11 protein-coding genes and 2 pseudogenes are annotated in these 14,842 nt (G+C 56.2%); 5 read left to right on the plus strand and 8 right to left on the minus strand.

Annotated features, from left to right (window positions below; translation table 11 throughout):
• Nucleotides 1-53: 53 nt before the first annotated feature.
• Complete coding sequence (locus BWI95_RS19045; RefSeq protein WP_054803275.1) at nucleotides 54-392, minus strand: YebG family protein; 339 nt, start codon at nucleotides 390-392, stop codon at nucleotides 54-56.
• Nucleotides 393-520: 128 nt separating this feature from the next.
• On the opposite strand from BWI95_RS19045, the gene purT reads away from it, so the two are divergent.
• The gene (gene purT, locus BWI95_RS19050) at nucleotides 521-1,699 is read left to right on the plus strand and encodes a formate-dependent phosphoribosylglycinamide formyltransferase (RefSeq protein WP_076770053.1); all 1,179 of its coding nucleotides are present in this window, start codon (nucleotides 521-523) and stop codon (nucleotides 1,697-1,699) included.
• Nucleotides 1,700-1,763: 64 nt separating this feature from the next.
• Here the strand turns inward: purT and kdgA are convergent, their stop codons facing one another.
• The 3 genes and pseudogenes from kdgA to zwf all read right to left on the minus strand — a co-directional run bounded on the left by kdgA (nucleotide 1,764) and on the right by zwf (nucleotide 5,959).
• A complete protein-coding gene (gene kdgA, locus BWI95_RS19055) occupies nucleotides 1,764-2,405 on the minus strand; it encodes a bifunctional 4-hydroxy-2-oxoglutarate aldolase/2-dehydro-3-deoxy-phosphogluconate aldolase (protein WP_054803274.1) in 642 nt (213 codons plus the stop codon).
• 36 nt (nucleotides 2,406-2,441) lie between these two features.
• On the minus strand, nucleotides 2,442-4,253 hold the full coding sequence (gene edd / locus BWI95_RS19060; protein ID WP_054803273.1) for a phosphogluconate dehydratase: 1,812 nt from the start codon (nucleotides 4,251-4,253) through the stop codon (nucleotides 2,442-2,444).
• Between the two features lie 231 nt (nucleotides 4,254-4,484).
• A pseudogene (gene zwf, locus BWI95_RS19065) lies at nucleotides 4,485-5,959 on the minus strand (glucose-6-phosphate dehydrogenase).
• 342 nt (nucleotides 5,960-6,301) lie between these two features.
• Between zwf and BWI95_RS19070 the strand changes: the two are divergent.
• Nucleotides 6,302-7,171 (plus strand): MurR/RpiR family transcriptional regulator, encoded by an 870-nt coding sequence (locus BWI95_RS19070; RefSeq protein WP_023480183.1) that lies wholly within the window; start codon nucleotides 6,302-6,304, stop codon nucleotides 7,169-7,171.
• 122 nt (nucleotides 7,172-7,293) lie between these two features.
• The gene (pyk, locus tag BWI95_RS19075; RefSeq protein WP_054803272.1) at nucleotides 7,294-8,736 is read left to right on the plus strand and encodes a pyruvate kinase; all 1,443 of its coding nucleotides are present in this window, start codon (nucleotides 7,294-7,296) and stop codon (nucleotides 8,734-8,736) included.
• Between the two features lie 51 nt (nucleotides 8,737-8,787).
• Here pyk and lpxM read toward each other — a convergent pair whose 3' ends face one another.
• From lpxM to znuA, 3 genes and pseudogenes are all read right to left on the minus strand, one after another.
• Nucleotides 8,788-9,759 (minus strand): lauroyl-Kdo(2)-lipid IV(A) myristoyltransferase, encoded by a 972-nt coding sequence (gene lpxM, locus BWI95_RS19080; RefSeq protein WP_054803271.1) that lies wholly within the window; start codon nucleotides 9,757-9,759, stop codon nucleotides 8,788-8,790.
• Between the two features lie 126 nt (nucleotides 9,760-9,885).
• Nucleotides 9,886-11,210 (minus strand): annotated as a pseudogene (mepM, locus tag BWI95_RS19085) (murein DD-endopeptidase MepM).
• A 15-nt stretch (nucleotides 11,211-11,225) separates the two neighbouring features.
• A complete protein-coding gene (gene znuA, locus BWI95_RS19090) occupies nucleotides 11,226-12,170 on the minus strand; it encodes a zinc ABC transporter substrate-binding protein ZnuA (RefSeq protein WP_076770054.1) in 945 nt (314 codons plus the stop codon).
• A 78-nt stretch (nucleotides 12,171-12,248) separates the two neighbouring features.
• Between znuA and znuC the strand changes: the two genes are divergently transcribed.
• Together znuC and znuB are read left to right on the plus strand one after the other, a co-directional pair.
• Nucleotides 12,249-13,004, plus strand: coding sequence for a zinc ABC transporter ATP-binding protein ZnuC (gene znuC, locus BWI95_RS19095; protein WP_054803270.1), 756 nt, complete (start codon nucleotides 12,249-12,251; stop codon nucleotides 13,002-13,004).
• Nucleotides 13,001-13,786, plus strand: coding sequence for a zinc ABC transporter permease subunit ZnuB (znuB, locus tag BWI95_RS19100; RefSeq protein ID WP_076770055.1), 786 nt, complete (start codon nucleotides 13,001-13,003; stop codon nucleotides 13,784-13,786). The genes znuC and znuB overlap by 4 nt, the downstream gene beginning before the upstream one ends.
• Before the next feature lie 43 nt (nucleotides 13,787-13,829).
• Here the strand turns inward: znuB and ruvB are convergent, their stop codons facing one another.
• Nucleotides 13,830-14,840 carry a Holliday junction branch migration DNA helicase RuvB gene (gene ruvB / locus BWI95_RS19105; protein WP_076770056.1) on the minus strand — a complete coding sequence of 337 codons (1,011 nt, stop codon included), beginning with the start codon at nucleotides 14,838-14,840 and terminating at the stop codon, nucleotides 13,830-13,832.
• Between the last annotated feature and the right edge of the window lie 2 nt (nucleotides 14,841-14,842).

Raw genomic sequence — 14,842 nt, forward strand, 5'->3', positions numbered from 1 at the left:
TCTCCTGGTTAATACCCATTCAAAGCATGGTACAAATTGCTGGCGGTGCAAGATCAGGCGACTTTCGCCCGCTTGCTGGCGCTTTTAATGTCGACCGCGTCAGAAGCTTCATCTTCAACACTTTTTGCCGATGGTGCGCCCTCTTCGCTCTCTGTGCCGGGCAGTTTGCCGGATTTCAGAATGCCGTTGAGCGCATCTTTTTGCTCGGCGAGCCACATCGCCATGCGTTCACGGGTCTCTTCTTCCAGAGTGACCGGACCGGTGCCTAACCAGTCGCCCAGCACTTCCGCCAGGTCGAGCATTTTGTCGTAAGCATCGGCTTCCTTTTTGCTGGCAAAAGACATCTTTTCCTCACCTTCGCGAATGACTACGTATTTAACTTCTACCGCCATGATGCAGCCTCGTTTTACTGTGTATTTGTACAGTATAATAGCGCGATGAAAAAACCACCGCAAGTGAAAAAGACAGACGCAAACGTTTTCGTTATACTGCGCCCACTTTTTTCTAATGGTACTTCGCTATGACTCTTTTAGGAACTGCGCTGCGTCCGGCAGCCACGCGTGTGATGTTATTAGGCTCAGGCGAGCTGGGCAAAGAAGTGGCTATCGAATGTCAGCGGCTCGGTATCGAAGTGATTGCGGTTGACCGCTATGCGGACGCGCCAGCAATGCAGGTCGCGCACCGATCCCATGTGATTAACATGCTTGATGGCGAGGCGTTAAAAGCGCTGGTCGCCAGGGAGAAACCGCATTTTATTGTGCCGGAGATTGAGGCTATCGCCACCGACGCGCTGATTGAACTGGAAGCAGCCGGGCAGCGTGTGGTTCCCTGCGCGCGCGCCACAAAACTGACGATGAACCGGGAAGGGATCCGTCGCCTCGCGGCAGAGGAGTTGCAGCTTCCTACGTCGAGCTACCGTTTTGCCGATAGCGAAGAGAGCTTCCGCCAGGCGGTGGGCGAAATCGGCCTGCCCTGCATTGTGAAGCCGGTAATGAGCTCTTCAGGTAAAGGGCAGAGCTTTATTAAATCTGCCGACCAGCTGGCAAGCGCGTGGGCCTATGCGCAACAGGGTGGCCGCGCCGGAGCCGGTCGCGTGATTGTCGAAGGCGTAGTGAAGTTTGATTTTGAGATAACCCTTTTGACCATCAGCGCGGTGGATGGCGTTCACTTCTGCGCGCCGGTTGGCCACCGCCAGGAGGATGGTGATTATCGTGAGTCCTGGCAGCCGCAGCAGATGTCGGCCGCAGCGCTTGAGCGCGCCCGGCAGATCGCCCGTGAGGTGGTGCTGGCGCTCGGAGGACATGGTCTTTTCGGCGTCGAACTCTTTGTCTGCGGCGATGAGGTTATTTTCAGCGAAGTCTCCCCGCGCCCGCACGATACGGGCATGGTGACGCTGATTTCGCAGGATCTCTCCGAGTTTGCCCTGCATGTACGCGCCTTTTTAGGCCTGCCAATTGGCGCGATCCGCCAGTACGGCCCGGCCGCCTCTGCGGTGATTTTGCCGCAGCTGCACAGCCAGAACGTCACCTTTGATAATCTCCACCACGCCGTTGGCGCAGGCGTGCAGCTGCGCTTGTTCGGTAAACCGGAGATTGAAGGATCGCGCCGTCTGGGCGTCGCGCTGGCGGTGGCTGAGGATGTTGAGAGTGCGGTCGAGCGCGCCGTGGCCGCTGTTGCTGCGGTGCAGGTCAACGGATAAAAAAAAGCCCGGTGCGCAGTGCGTCCGGGCTTGTTATCAGGCGGGTTTCATACCCGCCTGCTGATTACTGCTTCGCACCTTCAACGGCTTCGCGTGCCAGTGTGGTGATGCGATCGTAATCGCCTGCTTCCAGCGCGTCGGCCGGAACCAGCCACGAACCGCCGATGCAGAGCACGCTTTTCAGCGCCAGGTAGTCGCGGTAGTTAGCCGGAGAGATGCCGCCGGTCGGGCAGAAACGCACCTGGGAGAAGGGACCGGCAATCGCCTGCAGCGCTTTGGTGCCGCCATTCGCTTCCGCCGGGAAGAATTTGAACTCTTTCAGGCCGTAATCCATGCCCAGCATCAGTTCGGAAACGGTGCTGATGCCCGGGATCAGCGGGATGGTGCCTTCGGTGGCGGCTTTCAGCAGCGGCTCGGTCAGACCCGGGCTGATAGCGAACTGCGCGCCCGCTTCGGTAACTTCCGCCAGCTGTTGCGGATTCAACACGGTGCCAGCGCCGATAATAGCGTCAGGAACTTCTTTTGCAATGGCGCGGATAGCGTCAATCGCGCATGCGGTGCGCAGCGTCACTTCCAGTACGCGAACGCCACCTGCAACCAGCGCTTTCGCCATCGGAACAGCGTGCTCCAGTTTGTTTACCACGATCACCGGTACAACCGGGCCCGTTTTCAGGATGGCTTCTGCACTTGTTTTCCAGTTTTTCATCAATCTTTTCTCTCGCCAGAATAAAATCTTGTCGTCTTAAAAAGTGATACAGGTTGCGCCCTGCTCTGCGCCGGAGAGCTTCTCTCGCAGCGCGCCGAACATTTCACGGCCTGTGCCCACGCGCATTGCGCTAAGGTCAGGAATATGCGGCTGACGTGCGGCAAGTTCGTTGTCAGCAACCAGCAGGGTCAACTCGCCTGTCTGCCCGTTAACCCGGATAATGTCGCCATCACGCACTTTTGCCAGCAACCCACCGTCGTAAGCTTCAGGTGTCACATGGATTGCCGACGGCACTTTACCTGATGCCCCTGACAGCCGTCCATCGGTAACTAAGGCAATTTTGAAACGGCGGTCCAATAATACACCAAGTGGCGGCATCAGTTTATGTAATTCTGGCATGCCGTTGGCTTTCGGCCCCTGGTGACGCACCACGACTACACAATCACGATCCAGCAGACCCGCCTCAAAGGCCGGTAATACGTCATGCTGGCTCTCAAACACCACCGCTGGCGCTTCAATGATCTGGTTCTCTACCGGCACGGCGGAGGTCTTCATCACCGCGCGCCCAAGGTTACCGCTCAGTACTTTGGTGCCGCCATGCTGCGAGAATGGCTTATCAATGGTGGCGATAATCGACTCATCCAGCGACGCGGCAGCGCCTTCACGCCAGTCGAGTTCGCCATCGTTGAGCCACGGCTCCTGGGTGTAGCGCGTCAGGCCAAAACCGGCCACGGTATTCACCTCTTCATGGAGTAAACCGCCCTTCAGCAGTTCGCGCATCAATACCGGCACACCGCCTGCTGCCTGGAAGTGGTTGATGTCAGCCGGGCCGTTCGGGTAGAGACGGGCAAGCAGCGGCACCACCTCGGAGAGTTCGGAGAAGTCATCCCAGTTGATGATAATGCCCGCCGCGCGCGCCATCGCCACCAGGTGCATTGTGTGGTTGGTGGAGCCGCCGGTTGCCAGCAGAGAGACGATGCCATTCACCACCACTTTTTCATCGATCATTTTGCCGAGCGGCATCCACTCGTTGCCATTACCGGTCAAACGCGTCACCTGACGGGCAGCGGCTTCGGTCAGCGCTTTACGCAGCGGCGCATCCGGGTGAATAAAGGAGGAGCCGGGCAGTTGCATGCCCATAAACTCAATCACCATCTGGTTGGTGTTGGCGGTGCCGTAAAAAGTACAGGTGCCTGGGGCATGATAAGAAGCAGCTTCCGACTCCAGCAGCGCCATGCGATCGACTTTGCCTTCCGCGTAGAGCTGGCGAATACGCACCTTCTCTTTGTTAGCCAGGCCGCTCGCCATCGGGCCTGACGGCACGAACAGCGCGGGCAAGTGACCAAACGACAGCGCCGCCATCGCCAGCCCCGGGACAATTTTGTCGCAAACGCCAAGATAGAGCGCACCGTCGAACATATTATGAGAGAGCCCCACCGCTGCGGACATGGCGATCACTTCGCGGCTCAGCAGCGATAGCTCCATCCCATCCTGACCCTGCGTCACACCATCGCACATTGCCGGTACGCCACCTGCTACCTGCCCGACCGCATTCACCGAGTGCAGCGCTTTACGAATAATGTCGGGATAGACTTCATAAGGCTGATGCGCGGAGAGCATGTCGTTATAGGAGGTGATAATGGCGATGTTGTTGCGCAACATGCTTTTGAGCGAGGCTTTATCTTCGGGCTGGCAGGCGGCAAAACCGTGCGCCAGATTCCCGCAGGCCAGCGTCGAACGACGCACGGTATTGCTTTTGGCTTGCTCAATGCGCGCCAGGTAGGCTGAGCGGGTTTCGCGTGAACGTTCAATAATGCGATTTGTTACGCGTAACATTACTGGATTCATAGAGGCTCCTGAAATTTATCTGTTCGGGGAGAGCGTGCTAACCGTGCGTTTCATTATGCGTAACAAGCTGAAAACACCTGAGCGCCGCGCCCCAAAGGCAAAATCACTGCAGCCAGTGTAATAAAAAAAGCCCCGCTGGTGAATCCAGCAGGGCTTTGAAAAAGAAAAATTGTTCGCAGAGCTGTGTTAGATCATGTTACCGGTAAAATTGCGCAACGTCAGTCTCGATGGTTACTCGAATTCGTTCCAGGAGCGACCATCGCGGGTGATCATCGCAACCGAGGCTACCGGGCCCCAGGTGCCTGCCTGATACGGTTTCGGTGAGTCGTTATCCGCAGCCCAGGCTTCGGTAATGGAGTCGACCCACTTCCACGCCTCTTCCACTTCATCGCGACGCACAAACAGTGCCTGAATACCGCGCATCGACTCCAGCAGCAGGCGCTCGTAGGCATCCGCCAGATGGGTTTCGTTGAAGGTTTCGGAGTAGCTCAGATCAAGCTTCGTGGTCTGAAGATTGTGTTTATGATCCAGCCCGGCACTTTATTGAGGATCTGGATATCCACCCCTTCATCCGGCTGCAGGCGAATGGTCAGTTTGTTCTGCGGCAGCTCCTGCCAGGACTCTTTAAACAGATTGAGTTCCGGGTTTTTGAAGTAGACCACAACTTCTGAGCATTTGGTTGGCAGACGTTTACCGGTACGCAGGTAGAACGGCACCCCCGCCCAACGCCAGTCGTCGATATCAACGCGGATCGCAACAAATGTTTCGGTATGGCTCGACTTGTTCGCGCCCTCTTCTTCCAGGTAGCCCGGCACTTTCTTACCCTGGGCGAAACCGGCGGTGTACTGACCGCGCACGGTTTTCTCCCGCACGTTAGTGCGATCGATACGACGCAGGGATTTGAGCACCTTCACTTTCGCGTCGCGAATGCTGTCGGCAGTGAGATCGGACGGCGGTGACATCGCGATCATGCACAGCACCTGCAGCAGGTGGTTCTGGATCATATCGCGCATCTGCCCGGCCTGATCGAAATAGCCCCAGCGCCCTTCAATACCCACCTCTTCCGCCACGGTGATCTCGACATGATCAATGGTGCGGTTATCCCAGTTATTGACGAACAGGGAGTTGGCAAAACGCAGCGCCAGCAGGTTGAGCACTGTCTCTTTACCGAGATAGTGGTCGATACGGTAAACCTGGCACTCTTCAAAATACTCACCCACCTGATCGTTGATCTGACGGGAGGTCTCAAGGGAGTTACCGAGCGGTTTTTCCATCACGACGCGAGCCGGTTTGGCATTGAGCTTCGCAGCGCCCAGCCCTTTACAGATGGCACCAAAAGTATCCGGCGGCATCGCGAAGTAGTTGATGGTGGTGCGGTTTTTCTGATCCAGCATCGCGCCGAGGCGTTTGAAGGCAGGCGTGTCGTTTACATCGAGATTGCAGAAATCGAGACGACCGCTCAGCTTGTCCCACAAGCTTTCGTCGATCTTCTCTTTCATAAAGGTTTCGAGCGCTTCACGGACCACTTTGGTATAGGCTGCTTTGTCCCAGTCGGCGCGGCCGACCCCGAGAATCCGCGTCTCCTCATGAATTTGACCGGCTTTTTCCAGCTGGTACAGGGAAGGCAGCAATTTCCGGCGTGCGAGATCGCCTTTCGCGCCGAAAATGACCAGGTCACACGCCTGGGCTGTTTGGACTACCGCCATGTCACTCTCCTCAGTTAGCTATCCTGAAGCTATCGTGCGCTTCAGTTGTAATTTTATTACACTGCACTGTACTGCTTTTACGTAATTCCCGAAACTATCAGGCCTTGTCAGGAAGTGCGTTATTGGGTTGTCATGAAAAATGCGCATATTTGCGCCGATTGCGCGACTTATTTGCCCACCAGCCGCTGGCGAAAATCTGACTCTGATCATGTTATGAAAAAAAACAACAACATTTCAGCGTATCACTTACCTTTCTACCCTGCGCAGGCGTAATATCGACGCAAACTGCGTAACGATTCGCGCAATCAGTGTAATCGTTTCACCAGGAGCGCATTAACGCCTATGAATATGCTGGAAAAAATCCAGTCCCGACTGGAACACCTTAGCAAATCAGAACGAAAAGTCGCGGAAGTGATCCTTACCGCGCCGCAGCTGGCTATCCACTCTAGTATTGCCGCGCTTGCGCAACAAGCGGAGGTCAGCGAACCGACGGTAAACCGCTTTTGCCGCAGTCTGGACACGCGCGGCTTCCCCGACTTTAAACTGCATCTGGCCCAGAGCCTCGCCAACGGCACGCCCTATGTTAATCGAAATGTCGATGAAGATGACAGTGTAGAAGCCTACACTGGCAAAATCTTCGAGTCGGCGATGGCAAGCCTCGACCATGTGCGCCAGTCTCTTGATATGGCTGCGGTTAATCGCGCTGTCGATCTGTTGACGCAGGCGAAAAAAATCGCCTTCTTTGGTCTGGGCTCCTCTGCGGCCGTCGCCCACGATGCGATGAACAAGTTTTTCCGCTTCAACGTGCCGGTGGTCTACTCCGATGACATTGTGCTGCAACGCATGAGCTGTATGAATTGTAGCGATGATGACGTCGTTATGCTGATTTCCCACACCGGGCGCACGAAAAGCCTGGTGGAGCTGGCGCATCTGGCGCGTGAAAACGATGCCATGGTGATTGCACTGACCTCAGCGGGTACGCCGCTGGCGCGTGAAGCAACCCTTGCTATCACGCTGGATGTCCCTGAAGATACAGATATCTATATGCCGATGGTGTCCCGTCTTGCGCAACTGACGGTTATTGATGTGCTGGCGACCGGGTTCACATTACGCCGCGGCGCAAAATTCCGGGATAACTTGAAGCGAGTCAAGGAAGCACTCAAAGAATCGCGCTTTGATAAGGAACTGCTTATCAAAGACGATAATCATTAAGAGACCATAACAAAAACGGTAGTTACTTACGCTATTCGGTTAGCGGCCTTGCCCGTCACGGCGCGCGTAACCCGAATTCATGTTCACGCAACACCTCGTTATTTCAGTCAACGGAGTATTACATGTCCAGAAGGCTTCGCAGAACCAAAATCGTCACCACTTTAGGCCCGGCCACCGACCGCGATAATAACCTCGAAAAGGTTATCGCTGCTGGCGCTAACGTGGTGCGGATGAACTTCTCACACGGAACACCGGAAGATCATAAATTACGCGCGGACAAAGTGCGTGAGATTGCGGCAAAACTGGGACGTCATGTTGCTATCCTTGGCGATCTACAAGGACCGAAGATTCGCGTCTCCACTTTTAAGGAAGGTAAGGTTTTCCTTAACATCGGTGACAAATTCCTGCTCGACGCTAACCTTGGCAAAGGTGAAGGCGATAAAGAGAAAGTCGGCATCGACTATAAAGGCCTGCCTGCTGACGTGGTGCCGGGCGACATCCTGCTGCTGGATGATGGCCGCGTGCAGCTCAAAGTGCTGGAAGTTCAGGGCATGCAGGTGTTTACCGAAGTGACCGTCGGCGGCCCGCTCTCCAACAACAAAGGCATCAACAAACTGGGCGGCGGCCTCTCTGCTGAAGCGCTGACCGATAAAGATAAAGCGGATATCGTGACCGCCGCGCTGATTGGCGTCGATTACCTCGCCGTCTCCTTCCCACGCTGCGGCGAAGATCTCAACTATGCACGTCGTCTGGCACGTGATGCAGGCTGCGATGCGAAGATTGTCGCCAAAGTTGAGCGAGCAGAAGCGGTGTGCAGCCAGGATGCGATGGACGATGTGATCCTCGCGTCTGACGTGGTGATGGTTGCCCGTGGCGACCTCGGTGTTGAAATTGGTGACCCGGAACTGGTCGGCATCCAGAAAGCGCTGATTCGCCGTGCCCGTCAGCTGAACCGTGCGGTGATCACCGCAACGCAGATGATGGAGTCGATGATCACCAACCCAATGCCGACCCGCGCGGAAGTGATGGACGTGGCGAACGCCGTGCTCGACGGTACTGATGCAGTGATGCTTTCTGCGGAAACTGCCGCCGGGCAATACCCTTCAGAAACCGTTGCCGCGATGGCACGCGTCTGCCTGGGCGCAGAGAAGATCCCAAGCATCAACGTCTCCAAGCACCGTCTCGATATTCAGTTCGACAATGTCGAAGAGGCGATTGCCATGTCAGCGATGTATGCCGCCAACCACCTGAAAGGCGTTACGGCGATCATCTCGATGACCGAATCGGGTCGTACCGCGCTGATGACCTCGCGTATCAGCTCCGGCCTGCCGATTTTTGCCCTCTCCCGCCACGAGCGCACTCTTAACCTGACCGCGCTCTATCGCGGCGTGACGCCGGTCTATTTCGACAGCCATAACGACGGCGTTGCTGCGGCCAACGACGCGGTGAATCTGCTGCGTGATAAAGGCTACCTGCTCTCTGGCGATCTGGTGATTGTGACGCAGGGTGACGTGATGAGCACCATCGGCACCACTAACACCACGCGCATTCTGACCGTCGAATAACGGATTGCTCAGAAAGTAAAAGGCCTCTCACAGTGAGAGGCCTTTTTTTGGCTATTTCTTTTTGTAGAGCTCTTTGCGCTTATAGGGCTCGATCTCACCCGGCTTGCGCGTTTTCAGCAGCTTCAGGATCCAGGTGTACTGCTCCGGATGCGGGCCGACAAAGTTCTCCACCTCTTCATTCATCCGCCGCGCGATAGTGGTGTCATCCGCCGTCAGCAGATCGTCCATCGGCGGGCGCACCAGAATCGTCAGGCGGTGCGTTTCGGCATCGTAAACCGGGAAAAGCGGCACCACACGGGCGCGGCACACTTTCATCAGGCGGCCAATCGCCGGCAGCGTCGCTTTGTAGGTGGCGAAGAAGTCGACGAACTCGCTCTGCTCGGGGCCGTGATCCTGATCCGGCAGGTAATATCCCCAAAAGCCGTTGCGTATCGAGTGGATAAAGGGCTTGATGCCGTCATTGCGCGCATGTAAGCGACCGCCAAAACGCAGGCGCACCTTGTTCCACATGTAGTCAAAAACTTTGTTGCCCTGGTTATGGAACATCGCCGCGATGCGCTTGCCCTGAGAGGACATCAGCATCGCCGGAATATCGACACCCCAGGCATGCGGCACGAGGAAAATGACGCGTTCATCGTTGCGGTGCATCTCATCGATAATCTCTCTGCCCTGCCACTCAATCCGCGAGGCAACTTTTTCCGTACCGCGCAGCGCCATTTCGGCCATCAGCACCATCGCCTGCGGCGCGGTGGCAAACATATGATCGATGATCGCTTCGCGCTCGGCTTCACTCTTTTCCGGGAAGCAGTAGTAGAGATTGATCTGCGCACGACGGCGGGCACTTTTTCCGCGTCGTCCGGCAAAACGGCCCAGTTTCGCCAGAAGCGGATCGCGAACGGAGGGCGGGATCAGGGCGACGCCGGCAAAAGCCAGCACCCCAAGCCAGGCGCCCCAGTGGCGCGGATGGCGAAACTCGCTCTCAAACTGAGGAATGTATTCACTGTTATTTTTTTTGGTTTCCATGCATCGTCCGCTGGTCAAAAATCTCAACAAGATAAGGGGATAGTGTAGCGATGCGTTATCTTTCGCACAAAAGTAAAAGCCGATGCTAAGCAAGCACCGGCTTTGAACGCCTGATTATTACGCGAATTACTCGAGTCGCAGTTGAGGTAATACCTCTCTCACCTGCGCCAGGTAATCCTTACGATCCGAACCGCTCAGCCCTTCCGTTCTTGGCAGTTTAGCGGTCAGCGGGTTCACGGCCTGCTGGTTGATCCATACTTCATAATGCAGATGTGGCCCGGTGGAACGCCCGGTGTTGCCCGAGAGCGCGATACGATCGCCACGCTTCACTTTTTGCCCCGGTTTCACCAGCAGTTTACGCAGGTGCATATAGCGCGTGGTATAAGTGCGCCCGTGGCGGATAGCAACATAGTTGCCCGCCGCGCCGCTGCGCTTCGCAATCACCACTTCACCGTCACCGACGGCCAGCACCGGCGTACCCTGCGGCAGGGCAAAGTCGACGCCTTTGTGCGGCGCAACGCGCCCGGTGACCGGATTAAGGCGACGCGGGTTGAAGTTAGAGGAGACGCGGAACTGCTTCGCGGTCGGGAAACGCATAAACCCTTTCGCAAGGCCGGTGCCGTTACGATCGTAGAATTTGCCATCTTCGGCGCGGAACGCGTAGTAATCTTTACCGTCAGAACGCAAACGCACGCCGAGCAACTGGCTCTGCTCCTGCTTACCGTCAAGCATCTCACGGGACATCAATACTGAGAACTTATCGCCTTTTTTCAGTTTGCGGAAATCCATTTGCCACTGCATCGCTTTGATAACGGAGCTGATTTCGCCGCTGCTCATGCCCGCCTCTTTCGCACTGGCAACAAAACTGCCGCCGACGGTGCCATTCATCACCTTATTGACCCAGTCGCCCTGCTGCATCTCGCTGGACATCTTGAAGCCGTTTTCGGTGCGGTCATAGGTGCGGGTTTCGCGGCGTGACATCTCCCACGTCAGACGCTGTAAATCACCATCAGCGGTCAGTGTCCAGGAGAGCTGTTGACCGATTTTCAGATTACGCAGCTCTTTATCCGCAGCGGCAAGCTGGCTGATGTTGCCCATATCAATGCCGTACTGGTTCAGGACGCTGCTGAGCGTATCGCCGGTCGAGACGACATATTCATGTACACCAGCTTCGTTGGCGGTTTTCTCATCCAGCTCATCTTGCGGAATATCGTCAACGTCATCCGCCGTGGACTGGTCAATTGGTTCACTGGCTTCAGGCAGCAACGAGCGGATTTCGCTTTTAGGCAGCTCGATGGCTTTGACAATCGGCGCGTTATTTTCGGGTGATAAACGTAGGGCCGCCAGACGGCGACCGTGAGGGTCAGTACGGTGAGCGACCCCAGCATCACGCGATGGGGTCGCGGCAAATTGTTAAATGCCAGGGCGACAGAGCGGGCTATCTGTTGCACGTGTTCACTTCCTCGTTATTCTCCTTTCAGGCAGCTCGCATACTGGGAAGAGAGTTGTGTAAGGAACTGGGGATAGCTCTCTTTACCCAACTTGATACCGATGCCGAGTGGATCCAGCGTTCCCATGCGAACGGAGGTTCCTCGTGCAACAGCTTCAACGACCGCTGGCCTGAACTGTGGCTCAGCAAAAACGCAGACCGCTTTTTGCTCAACCAAATGTGTTCTGATTTCATGTAAACGCTGCGCACCAGGCTGAATTTCAGGGTTGACGGTAAAGTGACCCAGCGGAGTCAGACCGTACTGTTTTTCAAAGTAGCCATAGGCGTCATGAAAAACGAAATACCCCTTCCCTTTCAGCGGTGCCAGCTCGTTACCGACCTGCTTATCGGCCTGGGCTAATGATGCCTCAAATGCCTTCAGGTTGGCGTCCAGCTTAGCTCGACTTTGCGGCATAACTTCCACTAATTTATCGTGGATTGCAACCGCCGAAAGCCGTGCAATCTCTGGGCTTAACCACAAATGCATGTTGTATTCGCCATGATGGTGATGATGCTCACTATTTTCGTCGTGATCGTGACCTTCATGACCCTCATGCTCATCTTCATCCGCGCCTTTCATCAGCTGCGATTTCACGCCGTCGAGTTGCGCCATCACCACCTGTTTTTGCGCAGGTACCTGCTGAGCAGATCGCACCATGAAGGCTTCCATTTCCGGGCCAACCCAAAAAAGTAAGTCCGCGTTTTGCAAGCGTTTTACATCAGAAGGACGCAGAGAATAATCATGCTCGGAGGCACCGTCTGGCAGGATAACTTCGGTTGTGGTCACGCCATCTGTAATGGCGGATGCAATAAAGCCCAGCGGCTTAAGCGAAGTGACGACGGCGGCGTTAGCGGATTGTGCTGTTAGGGTGAGAAACGCAGCGGAAAGCGCTGCGCAAAGAAGCGTATTTTTATGTAACATAATGCGTCTATTCATCGTAATGAGTGTGTGGAATGTGATATTATAACATTCGACAACTTCTGCAACCCCTTAAATGCTATGACGAATCTTATAACGCTTGAAAATGTCAGCGTCGCTTTCGGTCAACGCCGCGTGCTCTCTGACATCTCTTTAAATTTGCGTCCAGGTAAAATTCTGACGCTGCTCGGACCTAACGGCGCGGGTAAATCGACGCTGGTGCGCGTCGTACTTGGCCTGGTAGCACCCGACGCGGGGGTTATCAAGCGCGATAAAGCTTTGCGCATCGGCTATGTGCCGCAAAAACTGCAGCTCGACGCTACGCTTCCTCTTACTGTAGGCCGCTTTATGCGTCTGCGCCCAGGCACGCGTAAAGCCGATCTCATCCCGGCGCTGAAACGCGTACAGGCAGCCCACCTGATCGATGCGCCGATGCAGAAACTCTCTGGCGGTGAAACGCAGCGCGTGCTGCTTGCCCGCGCCCTGCTCAATCAGCCCCAGCTGCTTGTGCTGGACGAGCCAACCCAGGGCGTTGACGTTAATGGCCAGGTCTCGCTCTACAATTTAATCGACGAGTTGCGCAAAGAGCTGGATTGCGCGGTGCTGATGGTCTCGCATGATCTACATCTTGTGATGGCAAAGACCGATGAAGTGCTCTGCCTCAACCACCATATCTGCTGCTCCGGTACGCCGGAAGTGGTCTCCATGCATCCCGAATTTATCTCTATGTTTGGCCATCGCGGCGCGGAGCAGCTTGGCATTTACCGCCATAACCACAATCACCGCCACGATCTTCAGGGCCGCATTATTTTACGCCAGGGTAACGGACACTCATGATTGAACTTTTACTACCCGGCTGGCTTGCCGGGGTTATGCTCGCCTGCGCCGCCGGGCCGCTTGGCTCCTTTGTCGTCTGGCGACGCATGTCATACTTCGGCGATACGCTGGCACACGCGTCTCTGCTCGGCGTCGCCTTTGGTTTGCTGCTGGATGTTAATCCGTTCTACGCCGTGATTGCCGTCACGTTACTGTTAGCTGCGGGCCTGGTGTGGCTGGAGAAGCGTCCCCATCTGGCGATCGACACACTGCTCGGGATTATGGCGCACAGCGCGCTCTCGCTTGGCCTGGTAGTGGTCAGCCTGATGTCCAACATCCGCGTGGATTTGATGGCGTATCTCTTCGGTGACCTGCTGGCCGTTACGCCCGAGGATCTGATTGTTATCGCCCTTGGTGTCGTTCTGGTAGTAGGGATCTTGCTCTGGCAGTGGCGCAACCTGCTGTCGATGACTATTAGCCCGGAACTGGCCTTTGTCGATGGCGTGAAATTACAGCGCGTGAAGCTGCTGCTGATGCTGGTCACCGCGCTGACCATTGGCGTGGCGATGAAGTTTGTCGGCGCGCTGATTATCACCTCACTGCTGATCATCCCGGCTGCCACGGCACGGCGCTTTGCCCGCACCCCGGAGCAGATGGCCGCAGTGGCTGTCGGCGTCGGGGTAATTGCCGTCACCGGCGGGCTGACCTTCTCCGCCTTCTACGACACACCAGCTGGCCCCTCTGTGGTGCTCTGCGCCGCAGTGCTGTTTATCTTCAGCATGTTGAAAAAGAGCGCCAGCTAAATTCTCATCCTGTGCCAGCGCCGCCCGGCGCTGGCACTGCTCATCAGGGCATTTCGGGCGGCGTAATGCCGAAGTGATCCCAGGCGCGCGGCGTTGCCATGCGGCCGCGCGGCGTGCGCTGTAAAAAGCCCTGCTGAATCAGATAAGGCTCCAGCACATCTTCAATGGTCTCGCGCTCTTCACCAATCGCCGCAGCAAGGTTATCCAGCCCCACCGGACCGCCAAAGAATTTATCAATCACCGCCAGCAGCAGTTTGCGGTCCATATAGTCGAAGCCCTGGGCATCGACATTGAGCATATCGAGCGCCTGGGCGGCAATCTCCGCGTCGATATCGCCATCGTGCTTCACTTCAGCGAAATCACGCACGCGGCGCAGCAGACGGTTGGCGATACGCGGTGTGCCGCGGGAACGGCGCGCCACTTCCAGCGCCCCCTCTTCGCTCAGCTCCAGCCCCATAAAACGCGCACTGCGCCCAACGATATGCTGCAGGTCGGCCACCTGATAAAACTCCAGGCGCTGGACAATGCCAAAGCGATCGCGCAGCGGCGAGGTCAGCGAGCCGGCGCGGGTCGTTGCGCCAATCAGCGTAAAGGGTGGCAGATCGATTTTGATGGAGCGCGCAGCCGGGCCTTCACCAATCATGATATCGAGTTGGTAATCCTCCATTGCCGGGTAGAGCACCTCTTCCACCACCGGCGACAGGCGATGAATTTCATCGATAAACAGCACGTCATGGGGTTCAAGATTGGTGAGCATGGCGGCCAGATCGCCCGCCTTTTCCAGCACCGGGCCGGAGGTGGTGCGCAGATTCACGCCCATCTCGTTCGCCACGATATTCGCCAGCGTCGTTTTACCCAGCCCCGGCGGGCCGAAAATCAGCAGGTGATCCAGCGCGTCGCCGCGCAGTTTCGCCGCCTGGATAAAGATCTCCATTTGCGAGCGCACCTGCGGCTGACCGATATACTCATCCAGCAGCTTTGGTCGAATCGCCCGATCCGCAACTTCTTCTACAATTGTGCTGGCGGCGGCAACCAGGCGGTCTGCTTCAATCATCC

This window comes from Kosakonia cowanii JCM 10956 = DSM 18146 (genome assembly GCF_001975225.1).
Classification (GTDB): domain Bacteria; phylum Pseudomonadota; class Gammaproteobacteria; order Enterobacterales; family Enterobacteriaceae; genus Kosakonia; species Kosakonia cowanii.

What these genes read in the sequence shown, in the direction of transcription:
- BWI95_RS19045 (WP_054803275.1), bottom strand. Translation starts at nt 392, where the DNA reads ATGGCGGTAGAAGTTAAATACGTAGTCATTCGCGAAGGTGAGGAAAAG.
- purT (WP_076770053.1), top strand. Translation starts at nt 521, where the DNA reads ATGACTCTTTTAGGAACTGCGCTGCGTCCGGCAGCCACGCGTGTGATG.
- kdgA (WP_054803274.1), bottom strand. Translation starts at nt 2,405, where the DNA reads ATGAAAAACTGGAAAACAAGTGCAGAAGCCATCCTGAAAACGGGCCCG.
- edd (WP_054803273.1), bottom strand. Translation starts at nt 4,253, where the DNA reads ATGAATCCAGTAATGTTACGCGTAACAAATCGCATTATTGAACGTTCA.
- BWI95_RS19070 (WP_023480183.1), top strand. Translation starts at nt 6,302, where the DNA reads ATGAATATGCTGGAAAAAATCCAGTCCCGACTGGAACACCTTAGCAAA.
- pyk (WP_054803272.1), top strand. Translation starts at nt 7,294, where the DNA reads ATGTCCAGAAGGCTTCGCAGAACCAAAATCGTCACCACTTTAGGCCCG.
- lpxM (WP_054803271.1), bottom strand. Translation starts at nt 9,759, where the DNA reads ATGGAAACCAAAAAAAATAACAGTGAATACATTCCTCAGTTTGAGAGC.
- znuA (WP_076770054.1), bottom strand. Translation starts at nt 12,170, where the DNA reads ATGTTACATAAAAATACGCTTCTTTGCGCAGCGCTTTCCGCTGCGTTT.
- znuC (WP_054803270.1), top strand. Translation starts at nt 12,249, where the DNA reads ATGACGAATCTTATAACGCTTGAAAATGTCAGCGTCGCTTTCGGTCAA.
- znuB (WP_076770055.1), top strand. Translation starts at nt 13,001, where the DNA reads ATGATTGAACTTTTACTACCCGGCTGGCTTGCCGGGGTTATGCTCGCC.
- ruvB (WP_076770056.1), bottom strand. Translation starts at nt 14,840, where the DNA reads ATGATTGAAGCAGACCGCCTGGTTGCCGCCGCCAGCACAATTGTAGAA.